16 protein-coding genes and 1 pseudogene are annotated in these 19318 nt (G+C 53.5%); 6 read left to right on the forward strand and 11 right to left on the reverse strand.

Features of this window, described 5'->3' with window-relative positions; translation table 11 throughout:
- The first annotated feature begins 2 nt into the window (after nucleotides 1–2).
- Nucleotides 3–815 (forward strand): siderophore-interacting protein, encoded by an 813-nt coding sequence (locus ABKW30_RS09240; protein ID WP_348598555.1) that lies wholly within the window; start codon nucleotides 3–5, stop codon nucleotides 813–815.
- Nucleotides 816–1209: 394 nt separating this feature from the next.
- Here the strand turns inward: ABKW30_RS09240 and ABKW30_RS09245 are convergent, their stop codons facing one another.
- The 8 genes from ABKW30_RS09245 to ABKW30_RS09280 form a co-directional block, all read right to left on the reverse strand.
- Nucleotides 1210–4083, reverse strand: coding sequence for a winged helix-turn-helix domain-containing protein (locus tag ABKW30_RS09245; protein WP_348598557.1), 2874 nt, complete (start codon nucleotides 4081–4083; stop codon nucleotides 1210–1212).
- Nucleotides 4084–4318: 235 nt separating this feature from the next.
- Nucleotides 4319–5722: an ATP-binding protein gene (locus ABKW30_RS09250; protein ID WP_348598559.1), complete on the reverse strand. Its 1404-nt coding sequence runs from the start codon at nucleotides 5720–5722 to the stop codon at nucleotides 4319–4321.
- Nucleotides 5723–6092: 370 nt separating this feature from the next.
- Nucleotides 6093–6938 (reverse strand): hypothetical protein, encoded by an 846-nt coding sequence (locus ABKW30_RS09255; protein ID WP_348598560.1) that lies wholly within the window; start codon nucleotides 6936–6938, stop codon nucleotides 6093–6095.
- Between the two features lie 905 nt (nucleotides 6939–7843).
- Nucleotides 7844–9487, reverse strand: coding sequence for a Na+/H+ antiporter (locus tag ABKW30_RS09260; protein WP_348598563.1), 1644 nt, complete (start codon nucleotides 9485–9487; stop codon nucleotides 7844–7846).
- 180 nt (nucleotides 9488–9667) lie between these two features.
- A complete protein-coding gene (locus ABKW30_RS09265; protein ID WP_348598565.1) occupies nucleotides 9668–9907 on the reverse strand; it encodes a hypothetical protein in 240 nt (79 codons plus the stop codon).
- Nucleotides 9908–10303: 396 nt separating this feature from the next.
- Nucleotides 10304–10594, reverse strand: a complete 291-nt coding sequence (locus tag ABKW30_RS09270) for a hypothetical protein (protein WP_348598567.1) — start codon at nucleotides 10592–10594, stop codon at nucleotides 10304–10306.
- Nucleotides 10595–10685: 91 nt separating this feature from the next.
- Nucleotides 10686–11075: a DUF983 domain-containing protein gene (locus ABKW30_RS09275; protein WP_348598568.1), complete on the reverse strand. Its 390-nt coding sequence runs from the start codon at nucleotides 11073–11075 to the stop codon at nucleotides 10686–10688.
- 283 nt (nucleotides 11076–11358) lie between these two features.
- Nucleotides 11359–11508 (reverse strand): hypothetical protein, encoded by a 150-nt coding sequence (locus tag ABKW30_RS09280; RefSeq protein ID WP_348598570.1) that lies wholly within the window; start codon nucleotides 11506–11508, stop codon nucleotides 11359–11361.
- Nucleotides 11509–11685: 177 nt separating this feature from the next.
- Here ABKW30_RS09280 and ABKW30_RS09285 point away from each other — a divergent pair, with 177 nt between their 5' ends.
- A complete protein-coding gene (locus ABKW30_RS09285) occupies nucleotides 11686–11952 on the forward strand; it encodes a helix-turn-helix transcriptional regulator (protein ID WP_348598572.1) in 267 nt (88 codons plus the stop codon).
- Between the two features lie 276 nt (nucleotides 11953–12228).
- Nucleotides 12229–12966, forward strand: a pseudogene (locus ABKW30_RS09290) (YoaK family protein); the annotation flags it as partial.
- Here the strand turns inward: ABKW30_RS09290 and ABKW30_RS09295 are convergent.
- The 3 genes from ABKW30_RS09295 to ABKW30_RS09305 form a co-directional block, all read right to left on the reverse strand.
- The gene (locus ABKW30_RS09295; protein WP_348598996.1) at nucleotides 12956–13348 is read right to left on the reverse strand and encodes a nuclear transport factor 2 family protein; all 393 of its coding nucleotides are present in this window, start codon (nucleotides 13346–13348) and stop codon (nucleotides 12956–12958) included. The pseudogene ABKW30_RS09290 and the gene ABKW30_RS09295 sit on opposite strands and share 11 nt — an antisense overlap.
- 315 nt (nucleotides 13349–13663) lie before the next feature.
- Nucleotides 13664–14572, reverse strand: a complete 909-nt coding sequence (locus ABKW30_RS09300) for a hydroxymethylglutaryl-CoA lyase (RefSeq protein WP_348598573.1) — start codon at nucleotides 14570–14572, stop codon at nucleotides 13664–13666.
- Nucleotides 14573–14579: 7 nt separating this feature from the next.
- Nucleotides 14580–15962 (reverse strand): PLP-dependent aminotransferase family protein, encoded by a 1383-nt coding sequence (locus ABKW30_RS09305; RefSeq protein ID WP_348598574.1) that lies wholly within the window; start codon nucleotides 15960–15962, stop codon nucleotides 14580–14582.
- 130 nt (nucleotides 15963–16092) lie between these two features.
- On the opposite strand from ABKW30_RS09305, the gene ABKW30_RS09310 reads away from it, so the two are divergent.
- The 3 genes from ABKW30_RS09310 (at nucleotide 16093) to ABKW30_RS09320 (ending at nucleotide 19289) form a co-directional block, all read left to right on the forward strand.
- Nucleotides 16093–17385, forward strand: coding sequence for a hydroxymethylglutaryl-CoA reductase, degradative (locus ABKW30_RS09310; protein ID WP_348598576.1), 1293 nt, complete (start codon nucleotides 16093–16095; stop codon nucleotides 17383–17385).
- A 61-nt stretch (nucleotides 17386–17446) separates the two neighbouring features.
- Nucleotides 17447–17905 carry a hypothetical protein gene (locus tag ABKW30_RS09315; RefSeq protein WP_348598578.1) on the forward strand — a complete coding sequence of 153 codons (459 nt, stop codon included), beginning with the start codon at nucleotides 17447–17449 and terminating at the stop codon, nucleotides 17903–17905.
- A 1-nt stretch (nucleotide 17906) separates the two neighbouring features.
- A complete protein-coding gene (locus ABKW30_RS09320) occupies nucleotides 17907–19289 on the forward strand; it encodes a tripartite tricarboxylate transporter permease (protein ID WP_348598579.1) in 1383 nt (460 codons plus the stop codon).
- The last annotated feature ends 29 nt before the right edge of the window (nucleotides 19290–19318 follow it).

Below are 19318 nucleotides of genomic sequence, written 5' to 3' on the forward strand. Positions count from 1 at the left end.
CCATGAGCCCGGCATTACTTCGCAGACCTGAATCCTTTCGCATCGGCAGGGTTGTCGCTGCCCGCAATATCACGCCACTGATGAGGCGGGTTACCGTTGAGGTCGATGATCTATCAGCCTTTGATTGCCCTCCCCGCGCAATGGGCCCACACGTTCATGCACTAATTCCGCGTGAAGACATGTTGGAACAAGAATGGCCGATCGCTGGCGAAAATGGCCATGCAATCTATCCGCCTCCCGAGCGCCGTCCGGCTGTGCGAACCTATAGCGTCCGTCAGTTCAACTATACAACCAACAGTATGGACATTGATTTTGTACTGCACGGAGATGAAGGTGTCGCATCAAGATGGGCTCGAAACGCTTCTCCAGGAGATGAAATCGGGCTTTGGCGACCACATGCTCGTGTGTTGGAAAATGAACCGGGCCGTTACATCATCGCCGGAGATCACACCGCGTTACCAGCGATAGGGTATATTCTCGACAACATACCGGATAAAGCGGTTGGTGACGTCTTTATCGAAGTGCCAGACCTTTCGGAACAACAGCCATTACGCCTGCCAGTCGGGATGAAACTTCAATGGTTCTATTCCAATCTCACAAGCCCAAGCGAAAAAAGCAAGCTGCCTGGCGCAGTACACAACGTTGGAAGAGGACTCATTACCGAAAGCTATGTTTGGCTAGGTGCTGAAGCGTCCATTGCTCGGAAAGTGCGCAATTATGTGCGCAAGGAGTACGGTCTACCTGCATCGCGGGCATATATCCTCAATTACTGGAAGCTAGGCTCTGTGGAAGGGTCATACGACCATGGCGAGTAGCGTTTGACAGTTGATTACAACATTGCAGGTTTGCGACCGATGTTAAATTCTCTTCTTGACTGACTGCATCTAGCTTCTCGGCAAACTTTGCAGCAATCACGTAACCCTCACCATCACAACGATGACTCCGGGCGAGAACGAGCATTTGCCGCCGTGACTTACCAACCGCCCCGAGATCCTCACGCAGGTAGGCGGAAAGATGATCAGCATGGCTCAACTTTGCTGCAAGCTGCAGCGTGACTTGTTTCGCTGCGCGACAATTCCCGTGTTCACCGACTTGTTCATCGAAACCGGAGGTACTGCTGGCATTCAGGTCTCATACAAGGTCAGGAAATAAGGCAAAGTGGCGGTGCTTCGGCATCATCGCAAATTTTTTCCCCAACTTGCAGACACATCAACTTTGATTGTTTTTTTGCAACGTTGCCAACAAGCCAGTCGCTGCTCTGACATCAGTAGTCGTGAGACCTTCGACAACTCGCTCGCATAATGGCTGCAATAACATCAGTGCGTCGCCGGTGTCCCCGCGTCCAAGATACAGACGAGCCAGGTCGGTTCCCGCACGCAGTTCCCATGCGTATGCACCCTGACGTTGACTGAGCTTGAGCGATGACTGCAAGCAGAGCTTCGCTTTGTCCACTCTTACCTGCGGGGCGGTGAGATGAAGATTGCCTTTCATGCGCAACAATTCAGGCATGTAGCAAAGATCGCCGCGTGACTCGACCAGTCTGAGGGTTGCGTCAACTAGCGAAAAGGCTTCAGTAAATCGGTTCGCGGCAGCAAACCCCTGAACGAGTGCGATGTTAAGGGGGGTGGTGAGAAGTTCATAAGGCGCCGCATGCAGTTTCTCCAACGCTTCCTGCAGGCTCTCAACACCGATTTCCGCGTGGCCAAGTCGAATTGCCAATTCGCCTTGGAAACCGCGCGCAACTGCGAGATATGGTCCGAGTGCGTGGGATTCCGCGCGGGAGAGTAGCCAATCTATGTAGTGATCGGCACCCTTGAGGTCGCCCGTCCACAACAACAAGGATGCGGCCCATATCAGGGCTATAGAAAGCGTTAGCGGATGGTCTTTATCGGCGGCTTCAGCGATGGTCAATCGGAGCCGTTCCAGCGCCTGATCGCCAAAGCCCTGTAGCCACAGGTTCCTTGCGAGGATAGCGCCTGCCAGAATTCGACCGTCGAAACCAAGATAAATGATGGTAGAGTGTGAATCGCGCGATCTAGGCTGCAATGCAGCCTCAAGCTCGATGCGTGCGTCATCAAGATGTCCACCGAGGTGAAGGGAAATGCCCATCAGGGAATGAGCAAGTGAAATGGAGACCTGATCATCAAGCGTCCCGGCTAAGTTCGAGCAATGTTTGGCATAGCCAAGAGCGGTTTTGAATGCTCCGGTGCGCAAGTGAAACATCTGGAGCGGCCCCAGCACTTGCAGTTGATCAAGTGGCGTGCCGAACTGCTCGGCGATCGCGAAGCTGCGGTTCAGAGCTACACGCGCTGCGTCCTGCCCTCCCCGAGTGAACATCAAGGAGACACCGGAGGCCGCATGCAGGTGCATCCTGTCCCGTTCGCTGCCAACAAACTCCAGGCAAAGAAGAGCTCGCTCTGTCCAGCGATGACATTCAGTCAGCAGGGACATCGACAGGAAGACCGGGGCCGCCGCGACGGTAAGCCGGATTCCGACTTCAGCAGTGCTACTTGTACCAAAACAGCTCTCGAGGGCCGCTCGTACATTGGAAAGCCCTGCCAGATACAGTGTTCGTTGAGCTGCAGTACGTAAAGTCGGCCACTCGGTCCCGGTTTCCTCCAACCAGCCTAGATAATAGGTGGCGTGACGCATCACCAACTCGCGCTTTTCGTCCTCGTCGTTGTTTGCGCTGAGGGCATAGGCTCTTGTTGTGTCAAGGAGCCGGTACCGCATTGTTGCACCGGATGGTGCAGTCGCGACCATGAATTTGGCCACAAGGCTATCGATAAGGCTGAATACAAGGTTTTCATCGATTGCCGGACTTGTCACGATGGCCATGGCGGCCTCTATCGTAAAATCTCCGACGAACACCGCAAGGCGGTTAAGTGTCTTGCGTTCCAGGGGGGAAAGGAGCTGGTAGCTCCAGTCCAGAGTAGCTTGCAAGGTTTGATGGCGCTTAGGTGCGGACCGCTGCCCTGGCCATGATAATGCCAGGCGATTATCGAGAAGCGCTGCAGTTCTTTCAAGGCCGAGACCCACTACCCTCGCGGCCGCCAATTCGATTGCAAGGGGTACTCCATCGAGCTTTCGACAGATAGCTGCTATAATTGCTGCCTCGGTGTCACGAAGGTTGAACTGTGCACCGCTGGAACTGGCCCTCTCCACAAACAACTGGGTTGCAGGGAATGTCCTCGAAATCGCTGCGGGGAGTTGCTGCCGATCGTCCGGCGGACAAGCAAGTGACTTCAATATGTGAACATGTTCCCCCTCCACTCTCAGAGCTTCGCGACTGGTTGCCAGAATGTGGGCGTCTGGCGCATCTGCATAAATGCGCGAGGCTAATTCCGCTGATGCTTCTATAACGTGTTCGCAGGTATCGAGGATAAGCAGAATCCGCTTGTCGGCAAGATAGGCAATTAATCCGGATGTGGCGTCATCGGACTGCACTGATAACCCCAAAATGGAAGCTATCGTCGTTGCCACCAGACCCGGGTCAGTGAGTGCGCCAAGATCAATGAAGTAGACAGCACCAGCAAAAGATTCATACAGATCATGGCCCAAGGCTATCGCAATGGTTGTTTTGCCGATGCCTCCGGCGCCAGCTATTGTCACAAAACGCTTTGCAATCAGTTTGGTTGAAAGACTACGTGTCTCATTGTCCCGTCCCACCATTCGGATCAGTCGAGATGGCAGGTTGGCATGGGTAATCTCAGCGGGATTTTTGCCGTGCTGTGCGCTTGGCCCGTTAGCAGTTGAAATTGGTCCCACGAAACAGTAGCCGCGTCCTGGCAGGGTTGCGATATAACGCGCCCCTTCCCTACCGTCACCCAATGCCTTACGCAGGTTGGCCATATGAAACCGTAGGCTGCCTTCCTCCACAGTAGCATCGGGCCATGCATGGGCCAGCAGGTCTCTCTTGCTTATGATTTGATTAGGGCAGGACGTTAAAGCGATCAGAATATCGAGCGCGCGGGCACCAAGCTGAACCGCAGCTCCATCTTTCGACAAAAGCCGTTTGCCTGCAGCCAGAACAAAAGGACCAAAAATTATTTCATTCGCGCTCGAAGATGTCTCGTAACTCATGCCATCCCTCGCAGCTAATCTCGAAAGGCGGCATCATTCGCAAAGCGCCTGCTCGCAGCAGCTAACAGAATAAAACAGGACATAACGGGCGTTTCCCGGGAGTTCAATCTAAATAGCCCCAAAGAGTTCGCTTTACGAGGAATACACACCATGCCTGTTACCTCGTTATTGCGGCCTTACGGAACAAGTGCCACAAGATGATGAAGTCGCCGTTTCCGGACACGAGCAAGTGGGGCTATCCGCGTGGCTTCACCAAATTTTCAGGAGTAAGTAGATGAAGCTGCCTTTCTTCTTTTGCCAAATCCAAAACTTCGCTTGAGAAACCAATTCTGCTGAAGAATATAAAATGCTTGTCAATTTCACCTTTGCCGTAGGTTGTTTTTTCTGATCGCTCGCGTAACAACCGCACGTGGCCAAGGTCGATAGCGCTCCTTTTCCACTTACACTCCCCGAAGAAGAATGCGCCGTTCAGCAGTCTTCCAGCGACATCAATATCGAAATCGGCGTGACCCCAGATTTGTCCTACTTCTTGGGCCGGCACTCCGAGTATCGCTTGAATGTGGAGTTTGGCATATTCAAGCGCAATTCCTTCGAATTTGATACCCATGTACTCTGAAAACTGAGGCTCTATGACGTGATCATAAACATCTTCGCCAAAACCACTGCTGATCGCCGTCAAGTTCGGACGAACGAAGCGATGCCAAAACGAAATCAGGCTGTCCGCGACCCGATAGCGGCGATTTCGGCCTTTTTCATCGGCATCTAACGATTTAGGATTGCTTATGAGATCAAGGGCCAGCAATTTTGCCATATATGGACCGATGTTGTCTGCTTTAACCCCTAATCGATTTGCGATTTCCGATTTGCTGTTACAGCCATCGGAAACAGCAGCCAGGATGCTGGAATAAAATGTTGGTTCCCGTAACTCGGTCTGAAGCAACGTGTTGGGTTCGTCAATCAGCGTACCCGTCTCGGTCAGCAATAGATTGACGACGTTCTGCCTCAGGGAGACCTGCGAATTGCAGAGCTGAAGATAATAGGGAATGCCGCCGAAAATCGCATAAGCCTTGATGATTTCTTCGGCAGCGTATTCCGGGAAGAACTTGGCGACGTCGGTCAAGGTCAGTTGCTTCATGTCCAGCGATAAGGTCTTGCGGCCATAGAGGGGATTCCTCTCAGCCAATAATTCTTCCATCTGGGAAATGGCAGAACCGCAAAGGATCAACTTCATGGCTCCTTGGCCAAGCGCATCAGAGTCCCAGAATTTTTGCAGAATAGAGGCTAGTGCGGGTTCGTCATCAAGTAGGTAGGGAAATTCATCGATAGTAACGATCAGACCAGGATGTTCAGCCGTGTGCTCCGCAACATAGTGGAATACTCCTTCCCAATTGGACAGAGCATTCAGTTGCGGCCTGGAGCCGACTATTTTTGCAACCTCAGCTTTGAACTGCTCAAGATTTAATAGTGATGACACCCTCGTGGCCTGAAAATAAATCTCGGTGCGGCCTTTAGCAAGTTCGCGCAGGAACCGTGACTTGCCAATACGACGTCGGCCAAACAGAATGATAAGAGACGGCCTTGCCGTGTCTAATTCATTTCTGAATAGCGTGAGTTCGCGTTGACGGCCTAGATACTCCACAGCACCTCCTTTAAGGTAAAGTTAATTACCTTAATCCCAATTACCTTAATCAAGATTACCTTAATGTAGGTTATTTGAATTGACAATGGCGAGGCTTCCGGCCGCCGCCGCTTAACAAATGGGCGTTAGTCAGCTCGGTCCTAGTGTCCTGTCCCGCAAATAGCTTTAGATAAACGTTCGATCCGCACTCATTCGACAGGTGAAATATTAGTTTATTTTTAGATATCGGTAAGCTTGGCATTGATGGAAGGGCGTTTAAAGTAAAAACGCCGCCCCATCTGGATAGAGCGGCGAGACTGTCTGAATGATGCGTTACCACGCTAATCGTCAAAAATGATGGTTTCGGGTAAAAAGTGTCCAAGCTTGCGCTTCATAACCTTTCGTACGAGACGCAGGGCAGAGTTCGAGAATCCATCCAGACTCTGGATACAGCCAAATGGCCGGCGAGGACTCCGAACCTGATGGGCAAAGCGGTAGATAAAGAGAGGGCGTGGGGTGTCACATAAGCCAGTTTGGCCGGGTTTCTGATGTGTGCGCTTCCGGCTAAAATTTCCAGATGATTGACCAGGGCAACGGGGGAATATTGCTCAATACTTCGCGAACGGAATTTTATCTGGCTACGCAGAATCTCTGATTCTCTTTGGTAAAAAGCCTGTTGTAGTGATTTACGCAAGGGATGAGGAAGGTGATCCACCAGAAGGAACCTACCCTCGAAGCCAGCAATCCGGGCACCAAGTTCGTGCGCTCGCCTATATGTGGGGCGCTGGTTTGGAAAGGTAGCAGCGTTAGATTTAAACGCCCTGCGAAGGAATGTTTTAAGGCGTAGACGCTGCGGTGGAACCCACTTTCCAAAGATCACAGGCAGACCGTTCTGGAAAAAGAAATCGGGAGTCAGAGGTTTATTAACGAAAAAGTCGTCGTTGAAATAAATGTAGTGCTCACTCAGGTCTGGGATGCGCCACAGCATAGCTTCGATCGTTCTGGCGTTGAACGTTGGCAGCATGTCCTCGTATCCCGCGAACAGCATTTTGTGATCAACAACTCGGATGAAATCCCGGTCGCAGAGGCCCGCATTCGCGAACGCGTCAATGAATTTTGGCGTTTGTCCGTCCGAGACTATCCAGATTCGCCGGATGAACGGAGCAAACTTTATAATTGAGGCAATGCAGTAATAGATTTCGCCATTGTTAGCATATCGGGTCGACTTCCCGAGCATATGTCCGTCCAAGTGCTCTTGCATCTTTGCGAAATGCTTTGGGTCAGATCCATCCACCCAGGCTATTACTGCATCGATTGGTAGTTCAATTGGAGGTAGCAATCCTCAACAATGCTCCTAAATCGCTTAATCGGCAAAATTGATTGTGTGATCTCCCATCAATCACATAATGTTATAGAGTGCAATATATCGTCAGTTAAATCGAAAACGGTATCCAGAATTATTGTCATGAAATATCCTTCAACATTTAAAGCCTAGGAATATTGGCGCTTGACTATCGGAAACCGCGTGGACGCCACAGGTTCCAGGTTGAGACTGGCGATTGTGTCGGCTCATAAGCTGAGTCTTTTTGATTGCTTCGTTTAACAGCATGTCGATGCCAACTTCCAGTGGCCGAAAGACGCTTGTGTATCACCCAAGTCCATTCTTATATGATAAACTGTCCCGCTAGCCCGGACTGGAGATAGTGTTTGACCGATGAAATCTTGATTTATGCCGTTGCTGTACTGGGCGTGATAAGCCTCGTTTGGTTTATCTACCGGGGCAGAGACTAGGCTGACCTTGCCTGACCTGCTCCCGCCAAACTGATCCATTCTACTCAACTGGAATTTTCAAGTAATTGAACCGCGCCCAGTCAGGGCTGAGGAGAGTTCGATGAAGAAGACGAGGTTCTTCGTCTCCATCATGGCCCGATAAACAACCTTATTCATTTTCAAGGCAAGAGGATGACGACTGCCGAATACCGAAAGTTAAGAAACACCGCTATGAACATATGGCGCGAAATCGCAGTGTCAATCGCACCTTGACCGGTCTCATCCTGTGCCCAATCCAAGTTAAGCCGGCACAAGATAAACGAGGATCTGGGAACTTGTTTTCCGGTACCGGTGAAGCACGAATTGCGAAGGCTATGTGTTCGCGGCAAAGCGCGCTTCCATCAGATCAACCTCGCGGACGAGTTTCTGTGTCAGTTCATCTGTCAGTTGATGGGAGCGAGCATTGCGGTAAACCTCCTCTCGCTCGGCGCGCAGGCCTGCAAGTCGAAGCAGACGTTCGATCTCCTCTATCTTGCGGACCAGCTTTCCTTCCTCTCCTGTCTTGGAGCGACCATCAATGCGCCGCCGATACAATTCCATAATACGGGCACCGGCATCGGCATAAAGGTCTGTATCACTCTTACCCTTCCCCATATCGTGCTGCGCTCGCTCCACTGCCTTGATGGCGGCTTGCGAGGCAGCGATCCTTACACGGTCCTCCTCTTCCTGGTGAGAGGGTTCGGGAGGAAGCTCTAGATTATGGAGGAGAAAAGGCAGACCGATACTGGCCGCTACCAACGAGACAATAATGACACCTGCTGCCAGGAAAATGGCAAGATCTCTTGCCGGAAACGGCGAGCCGTCATTCATGACAAGTGGCAGGGTCAGGATACCCGCCAGTGTGATCGTGCCACGGACACCTGCAAGCGATGTTGCAACGATCAAACGCCAGCCTGGAACAACGGCGGTTTCACCTTGGCGTGCCTGACGGAACAGCGTGAACCGAAGTGACGTCCATACCCAGACGAGCCGCAATAGTGCCAATGAAAGATTGATAGCAATCACATAAAACACCAACCAGACCGGGTCATGATGTCCGGTCTCGCGCACAACCAATGCAGCACCGGCAACGATCTGCGGCAGTTGCTCTCCCAGCAGCACAAATATAATGCCATTGGCGGCAAATTGTACCGTGTCCCAGACAGCGCTGCGCCGTACGCGAGTGACTGCGAGCGCCTGGCCGGTCTGTTCTGCATAACTCATCATCATACCTGCGGCGACAGCTGCCAGAATGCCGGAACAATGCAAATGCTCGGCCAGAAGATAGGCTGCAAAAGGGATGAGAAGGCTGATCAGAATCTGTGACCCGGTCTCCTCCCCGAATTGTCGGGAGAGCCAGTTCTTGACAGTCGTTACGCTCCACGTAACGCTTACGCCAATGGCGATGCCGCCCACAGCAACCCATACGAATGTTCCGACCGCGTCGGTAAGGGAGAATGTTCCGGTGAGTGCAGCCGCGACGGCAAATCGCATGCAAACGAGCCCCGATGCATCATTCAGCAGGGATTCTCCCTCGAGGATATGCATGAGACGTTTGGGAATTGGCACGCGGGCAGCAATGGCAGACACCGCTATCGGGTCAGTCGGCGAAACGATCGCGGCAAGAGCGAAGGCAACAGCAAGTGGCATTGCCGGAATCATCCAGTGGATAAGAAACCCGACACCAATGACAGTAAAGACCACAAGACCCAGAGCAAGTTCCAGGATGGTTCCCTTGTCCCGTAGCAGGCCTTCTTTGGGGATACGCCATCCGTCGAGAAAAAGCAGGGGTGGCAAAAACAAAAGGAAAAAAATCTCTGGACTGAGTTCGACGCGGAGTGTCGCTACAGAGGCAATTGCAGCGCCTAGAGCGATCTGGACCAAGGGCAGAGGAAGCGCAAACGGAATGATCCGCCCCAGGGAGCCACTGACGACAACTGCCAGCAGGAGGAGTAATGCTGTCGAAATGGTTTCCACCCTTAGTTCTCTTCTTTCTGCGACAGTCTTTGAAGACTGGTCCTTTGGCCATAGACTTCCAGCGACGAACTGGCGGCCCCTATGTGCTCATTGTCGATCCTAACCGTATGGAATGAGGATATTTTGATTGCCGGAAGTGTTGCAGCTCTCCCTATGCCATCAATTCTTTGACAAAGCGGACTATCTATATAATCGCGCCAGATTGTGTTTTTCATAGAGCCTGACATAGATCTGTCTTTCCTCGGTTGAGGGGTGCTGCTTGCGCAATGGAACAGGATAAAGCCGCTGATAGTCAATCATCCATTCGGATTGAGCCCTGCTGAGGCCGTAGAGTATTTCCCTGCCCTGATCATCGACTGACAGGACAGCTCTAAGGTGCTTGCTCGAGCGTTCTTCATCACTCAGGTTGAGGAGAGTCATTATTCGTCCGATGATTTTCTGTAACTGCGATTGAAGAAAATGCGCTTCAGACTGCTCACCAGGCTTTCATTCCGCGATGCCGGTGTGTCTGCGAACGCTGTCCCGTCATATCGGGCAATTTTACTTTCCTTCATTTCGCATTGGGTTTCATACGAGGGAGAACCGGAGCGATTTTATCGGGTGTTGGTGCAGCCGACAGATTATCAGCTTCTGTTCGTTCGGCCTTAAGCCGCGCCTCCCGAAGCCGTCTGGTTTTTTCGCGGATGTCGGCTTGCTCGTTCTCAATAGTGCGCATAGCCAGATCAGACGTTTGATACAGCCTTGCATCCCATGCATTTGGTTTGATGTCCGGTTTTTCTCCTATGGGCGGAGGCGTTGGACTTCTCTTGCGCTTGCTCACGACGAACCTGCCCTTGACTTGCCAACAGGTGTCTTCCAGTCAAGGATTGCAGCAATCCCATTCTCTTCAATCATATGATAGAATGCCTTGAAGGCATCCTGATCCGTGGTAAAGCCGTACTCCGAAAAGCTGGAGCTCCCTTCTTCGCCCGTTACCTCAAGATTCCAGAACTCGGTACTATTCGAGTTTTTGTGGCGGTAGATACGAACATTGACCGCTATTCCGCTACGGGCAAATCTGCCGCTGATTGGTGACACCTCGATGTCGAGGGAACCGCTGTCGCTCATCTCACCCAGTCACCTCCGCTTTCCAGCTGCATGCTCCCGTGAGGCACGGGCCGTCCCGGAAAATCAAACCTGCAGTGCCGCCTTCCAGACTTCATTCGGATACCTTGTCGATTTGCCCCTCGACCGCCTTGTGTCGATACTGGAGAGCAATAAGAATCCCCTTCATCCAGCGCAATGCTGTCAGACACAACACCAGTGCCAACGGTATCCAAAGAACGAAATGAAGCCATAGTGGGGGATCAAGGTTGACCTCCATCCAAAGGGCAAGACCCACCACGATGAAACCGATCAGCAGCATGACCAGAACAGCCGGACCTTCCCCCGTGTCGATAAAGGAATAGTCGAGACCACAATTCGTGCAACGCCGTGCGGGTGCCAGATAGCCATTAAATAGTTTCCCCTGTCCGCAGCGAGGGCAGTATGCCCTGATCCCTGCTCTGAGCGGATCAACGGGCGGATAAAGGGCTCGGTCCTGATTCATCAATCAACCTTGGTAATGTGATATCACAAATGATGCGGGGCTAAATGGACTGATGGCTGGACGCCAAGCCGCCAAACAGAAGCAGTTGGCGATTTCTTTAACTGTCGGAGACCTTCCTCCGTTGTCGACCGGCCGGGAAGCTTTCGGAGGCGAATTTGCTCATACCGGACCTGGATTGTTCTTCCGGTTGCGGCGGCGTTTTTTATTTCAGTAATAAACGGTCTATTCTGTGGCTTCATCATTATCCCTGCGGCTTATATACAGAGTTGGAAGCAAGTGATGTTTATGCTTCTTGCCCGGACCTTCCTGCCAATCGCTGGCCTTCAAGCCTGTTAAGAAGTTCAGCGAGTTCTTCGGCATCCTGGCGGTTCATGCCAACAACAGTACGGCTACCCATTTCGGCAGCCCGGTCTGTTCTTGTGTCAATAACCATCCAGGTTTCGGGAGTTTCTTGCTGGAGTTTGTATCGCTCGTTCATGGGATATATATTAACAACGGACATTGGGATTGCCAAGAGGCATACCTATTTTTTATCGTTGCATGTTGATGCTTTATACATCATTGATACAGTTTACACCATGACTAATCATATGCAAACGTGGATTCAAACGTGATCACAGCCAATCAGTTGCGCGCCGCCCGTGCCCTTCTTGGGATCGATCAGAAAACCTTGGCAGACATGGCCGGAGTTTCGGTTCCGACCATTCAACGAATGGAAGCCAGCACCGGGGATGTCCGCGGCATCGTCGACAGCCTGATGAAGGTGATCAACGCACTTGACCATGCCGGCGTTGAACTGATTGGCGAACAAGCCCGCAGCGATAGCGGCGGGCGTGGCGTGCGGTTGCGGCAACCGGCATCGTCCAGGCCCGGCTGACTTTGGAGAATCTTCTACGGGCATGACGTCATCTTGGGTTCGAAGAGTTCTGTCACCGGCGCCAGAACAGCGGTTCGCCAAAGAAGGATTTAAACAATTCCTGTTGCGCGTTACTGCCGACGATGACGAGCTCAGCACATTTATCACGCTGGAGGATTCATACGACAGGAACTGGTATGACCGAGTATATCGGCAGAACATGATACCAACGGCAAATTTACCAAAGGCCTGTATGCCTGTGCATGCAATGGCACGGCTTTTCATGCTGAGCGAACAATGATCCTATATCTGCGCGTGCTTGCTGGTAAGGAGCGCAGCAATCGGAGCGACAGACATCTGGCGCGGTATCTGACATTCGTGGCAGGGGCCGCCAATGCCGGAGGCTTTCTTGCAGTTCACCAGTACACCTCACACATGTCCGGAATTGTTTCCGCCATGGCCGATAATCTGATGCTTGGAGAGATGGAACTGTTTGTGGGGGGTATCGTAGCCCTTTTCTCCTTTTTGTCGGGGGCAGCATGCTCTGCTGTGCTGGTCAATTGGGGCCGGAGACACAGCCTTGAGAGCGAATATGCGCTTCCTCTCATGTTTGAGGCCCTGCTTCTTGTTTTCTTTGGCCTGCTGGGCAGCAACCTTGAACAGCACCATTGGCTATTCGCTCCTGCCACAGTGATGTTGCTTTGCTTTATCATGGGATTGCAGAACGCCATCATTACAAAGTTGTCGGGAGCAAGAATCCGCACTACCCACGTCACTGGTCTGGTGACCGACGCAGGCATCGAAATTGGCAAGTTGCTTTACCGCAATGGCAAAAACACAAATGTCGTGCACCCGCCTGTCATTGCCGATCGTCGCAAGCTGAAGTTGCTGGGGTCACTCATTGCGTTATTCTTTGCCGGCGGCGTCATCGGGGCGATTGGCTTCAAGCAGGTTGGCTTCACCTTTACCCTGGTTCTTGCGGCCATATTGTTGATGCTGTCCATCATGCCGGTCTTCTTTGACCTCAGGGCAAGATTTTTACACCATTGGCGGTGATATCCAAGCCACCGGACTGACTTGCAAAGGTGCTGCTCCCTTGGCCGATCAACGGACTTCCTCGCAGCCAGCCTGAAGTGCACCGGATCAACCTTCGAGACAGCACCGATACAGCAAACTGATCGATGGAATCGATACAGTCGTACCCAGCCTCGTTTCGAGAAGCACGGGATTGTCGCATGGCGACAATCGGAACATATTCTGTCATTATGCGATGAAGGCAAGACGCTTCATCTCTTGTAGCATCGATGACCGCGGGATGGAAAACTCGCTCCAGTTTTTTGACGTCGCAAAAATAAAGGGCGTCGAAATAGTCACGCAGAACCGGGCAGGTATTCTCAAATACAATGCTCATTGTCATCTCGCTTTGAATGAGACCTTCGGCCAAAAACCTGATCGGAATTTTCTCGTCACCTGAGGAAACTGCCTTAACAACAACAACGACAATCTGTGCTTCATCCGGCAATATTTCAAGAATGCTGTTAATGGCCGGTACTGCCGATGGGTTGCCTGTCAGCAGATAGCCTTCAGGATCGGGCTCGGGAACCTCAAAGTCTATAGGGCCTGCAATGCTTTTATGGCCGACGGAAACCTTCCATTGAATACGGCCGACAAGAGTCGTTTTTGATTGGCGCGTGAAAGCCACAATTCCGGTTGAATGGCCCGCCGCGGAACATCAGAATATCGCCGCCTCCGTCGGATCAGCCAGAAGTTTCGAGATCGGCGAAACAGGATCTCGACCGAGTTGCGTGGCGGTCCGTACCGCCACATTGCAGAGTTTTGGCAAATCGACACCGGTACGGACACCCATACCCTCGAGCATGAACACTACCTCTTCCGTCGCAACGTTGCCGGTTGCTCCCTTCGCATATGGACAGCCGCCGAGCCCGCCCACCGATGCGTCGAACACCGTCACCCCCTCTTCCAGACAGGCAAGAATGTTTGCCAGCGCCTGGCCGTAGGTATTGTGCTCGTGAAGTGCAACCTCGGTCATAGGCACCTCCGTGGCAACGGCTTTTACCATGGCTGCCGCGGCTCTCGGCGTACCGATACCGATCGTATCGCCCAGCGATATTTCGTAACACCCCATATTATGCAGACGGCGAGCGACACTGACCACCGATGAGAGCGGGACGCTTCCTTCATATGGACAGCCTAATACGCAAGACACGTAGCCCCGTACACGCATACCGATGTCGCGAGCACCCTCCAGAACCGGTAGAAAGCGCTCGAAGCTTTCATCAATCGAGCAGTTGATGTTCCTCTGCGAAAAACTCTCCGATGCTGACGCAAAGATCGCGATCTCCTCCGCGCCGACCTCCCGAGCGGCTTCGAATCCCTTCAAATTTGGGACAAGCATGGGGAAACTGACGCCCTCACGTCGCCCGATCACCCTCAAGACTTCCGCGGAGCCCGCCATCTGGGGAACCCATTTCGGCGAGACAAAGCTACCCGCTTCTATTGTTCGAAGGCCCGCGTTGATCAAACCTTCGATCATCTGCACGCGGTCAGCGACGCCGAGCGGGCGAGCCTCATTCTGCAGTCCGTCACGCGGTCCGACCTCAACGAGCCGAATGTTATTCATTGGGTCCTCAACTTTTCTTGCTGTTTCTTATTTCTTCGCGCAGAAAGGCACAAAAGCGCGGGTCGGCGCCATAAGCTACGTTTACTCTCATGGCCGGTTGGACCGAGATCTGCCGGTCTACATAAAAGACACTTCCAGGCGCGATAAAAATATTATTCTGGGCCGCTCGACGGCAGAACGCGGTCTCGTCCAGAGATGGCGGAAGCGGGATCCAAATATAAAAACCCTGCACCTTCGGAAGTTTTACGTCGAGCCCCACGTCCGAAAGGGCTTGCCCGGTCGCCTTGGTACCGTCTTCGATCCAACCACGCAGGCGTCTCAGGTTCTTGAGATACTGCCCGCTTTCGATCATCTCCAGAACAACACGCTCTACATGCAGTGACGTTGCGACCATCGTGATCATCTTCAAATCGACGAGGCTACGGATCGTGTCAGACGCCCCGGCAATGTAGCCGCAGCGCAGGCTCGCGGATAGCGTTTTGGAGAATGAACCGACATAGAGAACGCGCTGTTGTTGGCCGAAAGCTGCAAGCCGCGGCAGAGTCGGGGCGATAAGGTCCGCGAAGATGTCGTCTTCAACCAAGCGAAAATCATGAACTTCCGCTATCTGCAGAAGCGTAAATGCGTGGGCGGGAGACAAAGTGCCTCCGGTCGGGTTGTGCGCCTGACTCTGTGTGAAAAACAGCTTTGGACGATGGATGACCAACTCCCGGCGCAGGTCATCGAGGTCGGGGCCGTCCTGCAGCCTGCGAATGGAGACAACATTCGCCTTCGCCAGCCGAAGTTTCGCATAAAGGGGATAGTATCCCGGGCTGTCGACGAAGACCGTATCGCCTGGTTCCAGAAAATGGCGAATAATCAGGTCCAGACCGTGGTTGACCCCGCTCGTCAGCATCAATCCATCGGGCTCGGTGGTGATCGAACGTTCGGCGAGCGAAAGCCGAAGCCATTCCCGCAGTCCGCTCAGGCCCCAGGAGCTCCCGTATCCGAAATCCACCTCTGCGGTAGCACTGCGGCTCGTACGCAAGATTCGGCGCATGTCCGCATCTTCGGTCCAGCTTGCCGGTGGGCGACCGTCACCGGGCCGTGTCAGATAGTTCTGATCAAGTTGCTCGCGAAGCAAGGACATGATGCCCGTGGCTTCGGTGACATCCGGCTTTACGTGCGGTAATGGCGCCGGACGGTTTTCCGAAACGAAGTAGCCTGACCCCTGCCGCGCAATGAGGAGCCCGCGTGCAACCAGTCGGTCATAAGCTTCTGCCATCGTGTTTTTAGAGACACCGAACTGCCCGGCCCCTCCTCTGACAGACGGCAGTCTCTGACCGGATCGGTACAGGCCCGACGCGATCTGCCCACTGATTTGGGCGACGATATTGTCAACTACCTTCATTAATCGTCCCAAAGCTGCAGCGGGACAGTGCCTGCAATAAACCGGCTAACTGTCCCTTGCCTAAGGGCCATATTCTAGGACAATTTGGCCGTGACGCAAGCTTGGAAATATCTGGTTTGGGAGTGAGCCATTGAATAAAAGGACCGCCACGTCGCGTATTGAGAATATGCGAAATCTGTCTCCTGCCAAACGTTTGGAGCAGGTCGCGCAAGCTGCGCAACTGGATGAGCAATCGCGATCTGTCCTTGCCGCGCCGGACGCTTTACCCGTCGAGCGCGCCAATGGTATGATCGAAAATGTCATAGGCACCTTCCAGCTTCCGCTCGGTATAGCAACGAACTTTCTGATCAACGGTCAGGATTATCTGGTGCCAATGGCTGTGGAAGAGCCGTCGGTTGTCGCTGCCGCCTCTTATATGGCCCGCGTCGTGCGCGGCTGTGGCGGGTTCCTGACATCATCGACAGCGCCCGTCATGCGTGCACAAGTGCAGGTGCTTGGCACGTCCGATCCTTATGGTGCAAGGCTGGCCATCCTGGGGGCCCGCGACGAGATCATATCAGCCGCTAATGCCAGGGATGCAGTTCTGGTGAAGTTCGGCGGTGGATGCCGGGACATTGAAGTTCATATCTTCCCTTCGACGTCCCGGGGGCCGATGGTGGTCCTTCACCTTCTGGTCGATGTGCGCGATGCGATGGGTGCCAATACCGTAAACACAATGGCGGAAGCGGTCTCGCCGATTGTCGAACGCATAACCGGTGGTGAAGTCCGGCTGCGAATTCTATCCAACCTCGCGGATCTACGGTTGGCAAGGGCTCGCATTGAAGTGACCGAGGAAGCCCTGGCTACAAAGGAATTTTCAGGACGCCGAATGATCGAAGGCATTGTCGATGCCTATGAATTGGCAGCGATCGATCCCTACCGCGCTGCCACGCACAACAAAGGGATCATGAACGGCGTCGATCCGGTTGTGGTGGCGACCGGGAACGACTGGCGAGCAATCGAAGCGGGGGCCCACGCCTATGCCGCACGCTCCGGACGTTACATATCGCTTTCGACCTGGGAGGTCAGCGCTAAAGGAACACTCGTCGGAACCATCGAAATGCCGATGGCGCTCGGTCTCGTCGGTGGCGCCACCAGAACCCATCCAGCAGCGCAGGCAGCGCTACAAATCTTGAATGTCGAAACGGCGGCCGAGCTTGCGGAAGTGACTGTTGCGGTCGGACTTGCCCAGAATATGGCAGCCCTTCGGGCACTTGCCACGGAGGGCATTCAACGCGGCCATATGGCGCTGCACGCGCGCAACGTTGCAATCGGCGCCGGTGCCCTGGGCGAGGAGATCGATGCGGTTGCCCGCACGCTCGCGGCCGATCACGACGTCCGTTCCGTCCGCGCCGAGGAAATATTGGCGGAACTGCGCAAATAACGAAATTTGGGGCCGGTCAACGAGGAGATTTCCCGGTTCCTGAATGTAATGGGAGGACAACATGATGGATTCAAGTGCAGTGCGCGCGGTGGGCGTGCATGGCCAGCTGGCCGAGATTTGGGGAGACGTTGTCTCGCGTCCCCAACTCGGAAAGGCAATGATTATCGGTGCCGTGGCAAGCATCGCGATATATTTTCTTGCTCTTCAAACGATTGCACCGCTGGCTTCCACCCCGGCTGTCGGCAAGGCAATTGCCATGCTGGCCGGTATTCTAGGGTCCGTTGCCAGCGGAGCGGTTTGCGCTCGCCTGTTTGCACCGAAACGTATGGTGGTCGAGCAGGCTCAAACAGGAACCGTTTGGCAGACCGAGATTCTGGAACAACTTGAACAGGAGGGTGGTCCCATCGGTCGGGTAGAAGACCTTCCGCCCCCCGTCGCACAGGAAATGCGTGAGGTCGGGCTCTACGATCTATTCAAAAGTTATGAAGAGCGCCGTAACTCCGGAAGGCAGGGCGAGTGATATGGACGGACTTCTTTACGATATAGTTCTCGCTCTGTCTCTCGGCTTGCTTGGCGCAATTCTGTTTTCCGCCATTGGCCTGATTTCGGGAACTGACGAGACGACAACTATTGCGCCGGTGACGCTTTTGGTCGTCCTTCTGGGAGCGCCGCCGGCTGGGGTGTTCACCTTCTGGATGTGTGCAGCTATTTCCAAACATATGACGCATGCGGTACCGACCGCACTTCTGGGAATTCCGGGCGACACAATGGCACTGCCGCTTCTTCAGCAGGCGACTGCGTTGCGCAATCTCGGAGCGCCACATGTAGCACTGCGAAAAATGCTGGCAGGTTCTGTCATATCAGCCTTTATCGCCGTGCCGCTTGCGGTGCTGTTCGCCGTTATCCTGGCACCCTTCGGAACATACATCACGGCATCTGCTCCATGGCTGTTCATCGGAGCCGCAATCATCATCGCCTATTTCTCGGCCGGCCGCTGGGCTTCCGTCATTGCATTGATCCCTTTCACGCTGATGATTATCGCGTTGCAAGGTTTCACAGCCGTGCATGACGTCAAGCTCGGCGTCAGCTATTTCCTTGGGATCGCAGTTGGTCCACTTGTTGCGGAACTGTTTTCGGCCATATCACCGCTTGAGCAAAAACGTATGAACCGCGGTGAGCTGCGTCAGACAACGTTGGCGCCCGATGTCAAAAGCTGGGGCGGATACTTTCCGAACCCGTTCCGGGTACTCGACAAGAGCCAGATCACCACAACGGCGGCGGCCGCTGCGATCACCAGCGCGACATTCGTGTTCAGCCCCGTTGCCGTTACCGTTATCGCAGGTGAAATTGTCGGAGCGCGCATCAAGCAGGCTTATCATCGGCTGACTTCCGTACTGGCGGTGCGAAACGGTGTTACGGAATCCACCTATATCGCCGAGGCTCTGATCCCGCTTATCGCTTTCGGCCTGCCGCTCAGCCCGGTTGCTGCGGGTCCGGCTGCGCCGCTGTTCAACGCACCGCCGCGCTTTACCGTCGACACAGGGACCGGAGTAGTCAACAACCTGCACACGATGATGTCGGTTTCTGAGTTCCTGATCTGGGGCTTGATATCTGTGGTGATTGCCGCAGCCATCGCCTATCCATTCGCTATGAACCATGCGCGCAGTGCGGCGGCTTTTGTGGCAAGGTATATCAGCCATGAAGCCATTATAGCTACCTTCGTTGGCCTTATTCTCGTGATTGGTCTTTGGGAGGGCGGCTTTCTCGCACTACTGGTTATCATGACCGTGGGCCTCTTGGGGGGCCTTCTTTATCGCGTGCTCGGTATGAACACCGGTGTGCAGTTCATGGGCTATTACGCCGCCATCCTCAGCGTACCCGCAATCATGAAGCTAATAGGCTGAACGACCAAGTCTTGATGCAGAACTGGGAG

This window comes from Phyllobacterium sp. SB3 (assembly GCF_040009165.1).
Classification (GTDB): domain Bacteria; phylum Pseudomonadota; class Alphaproteobacteria; order Rhizobiales; family Rhizobiaceae; genus Phyllobacterium.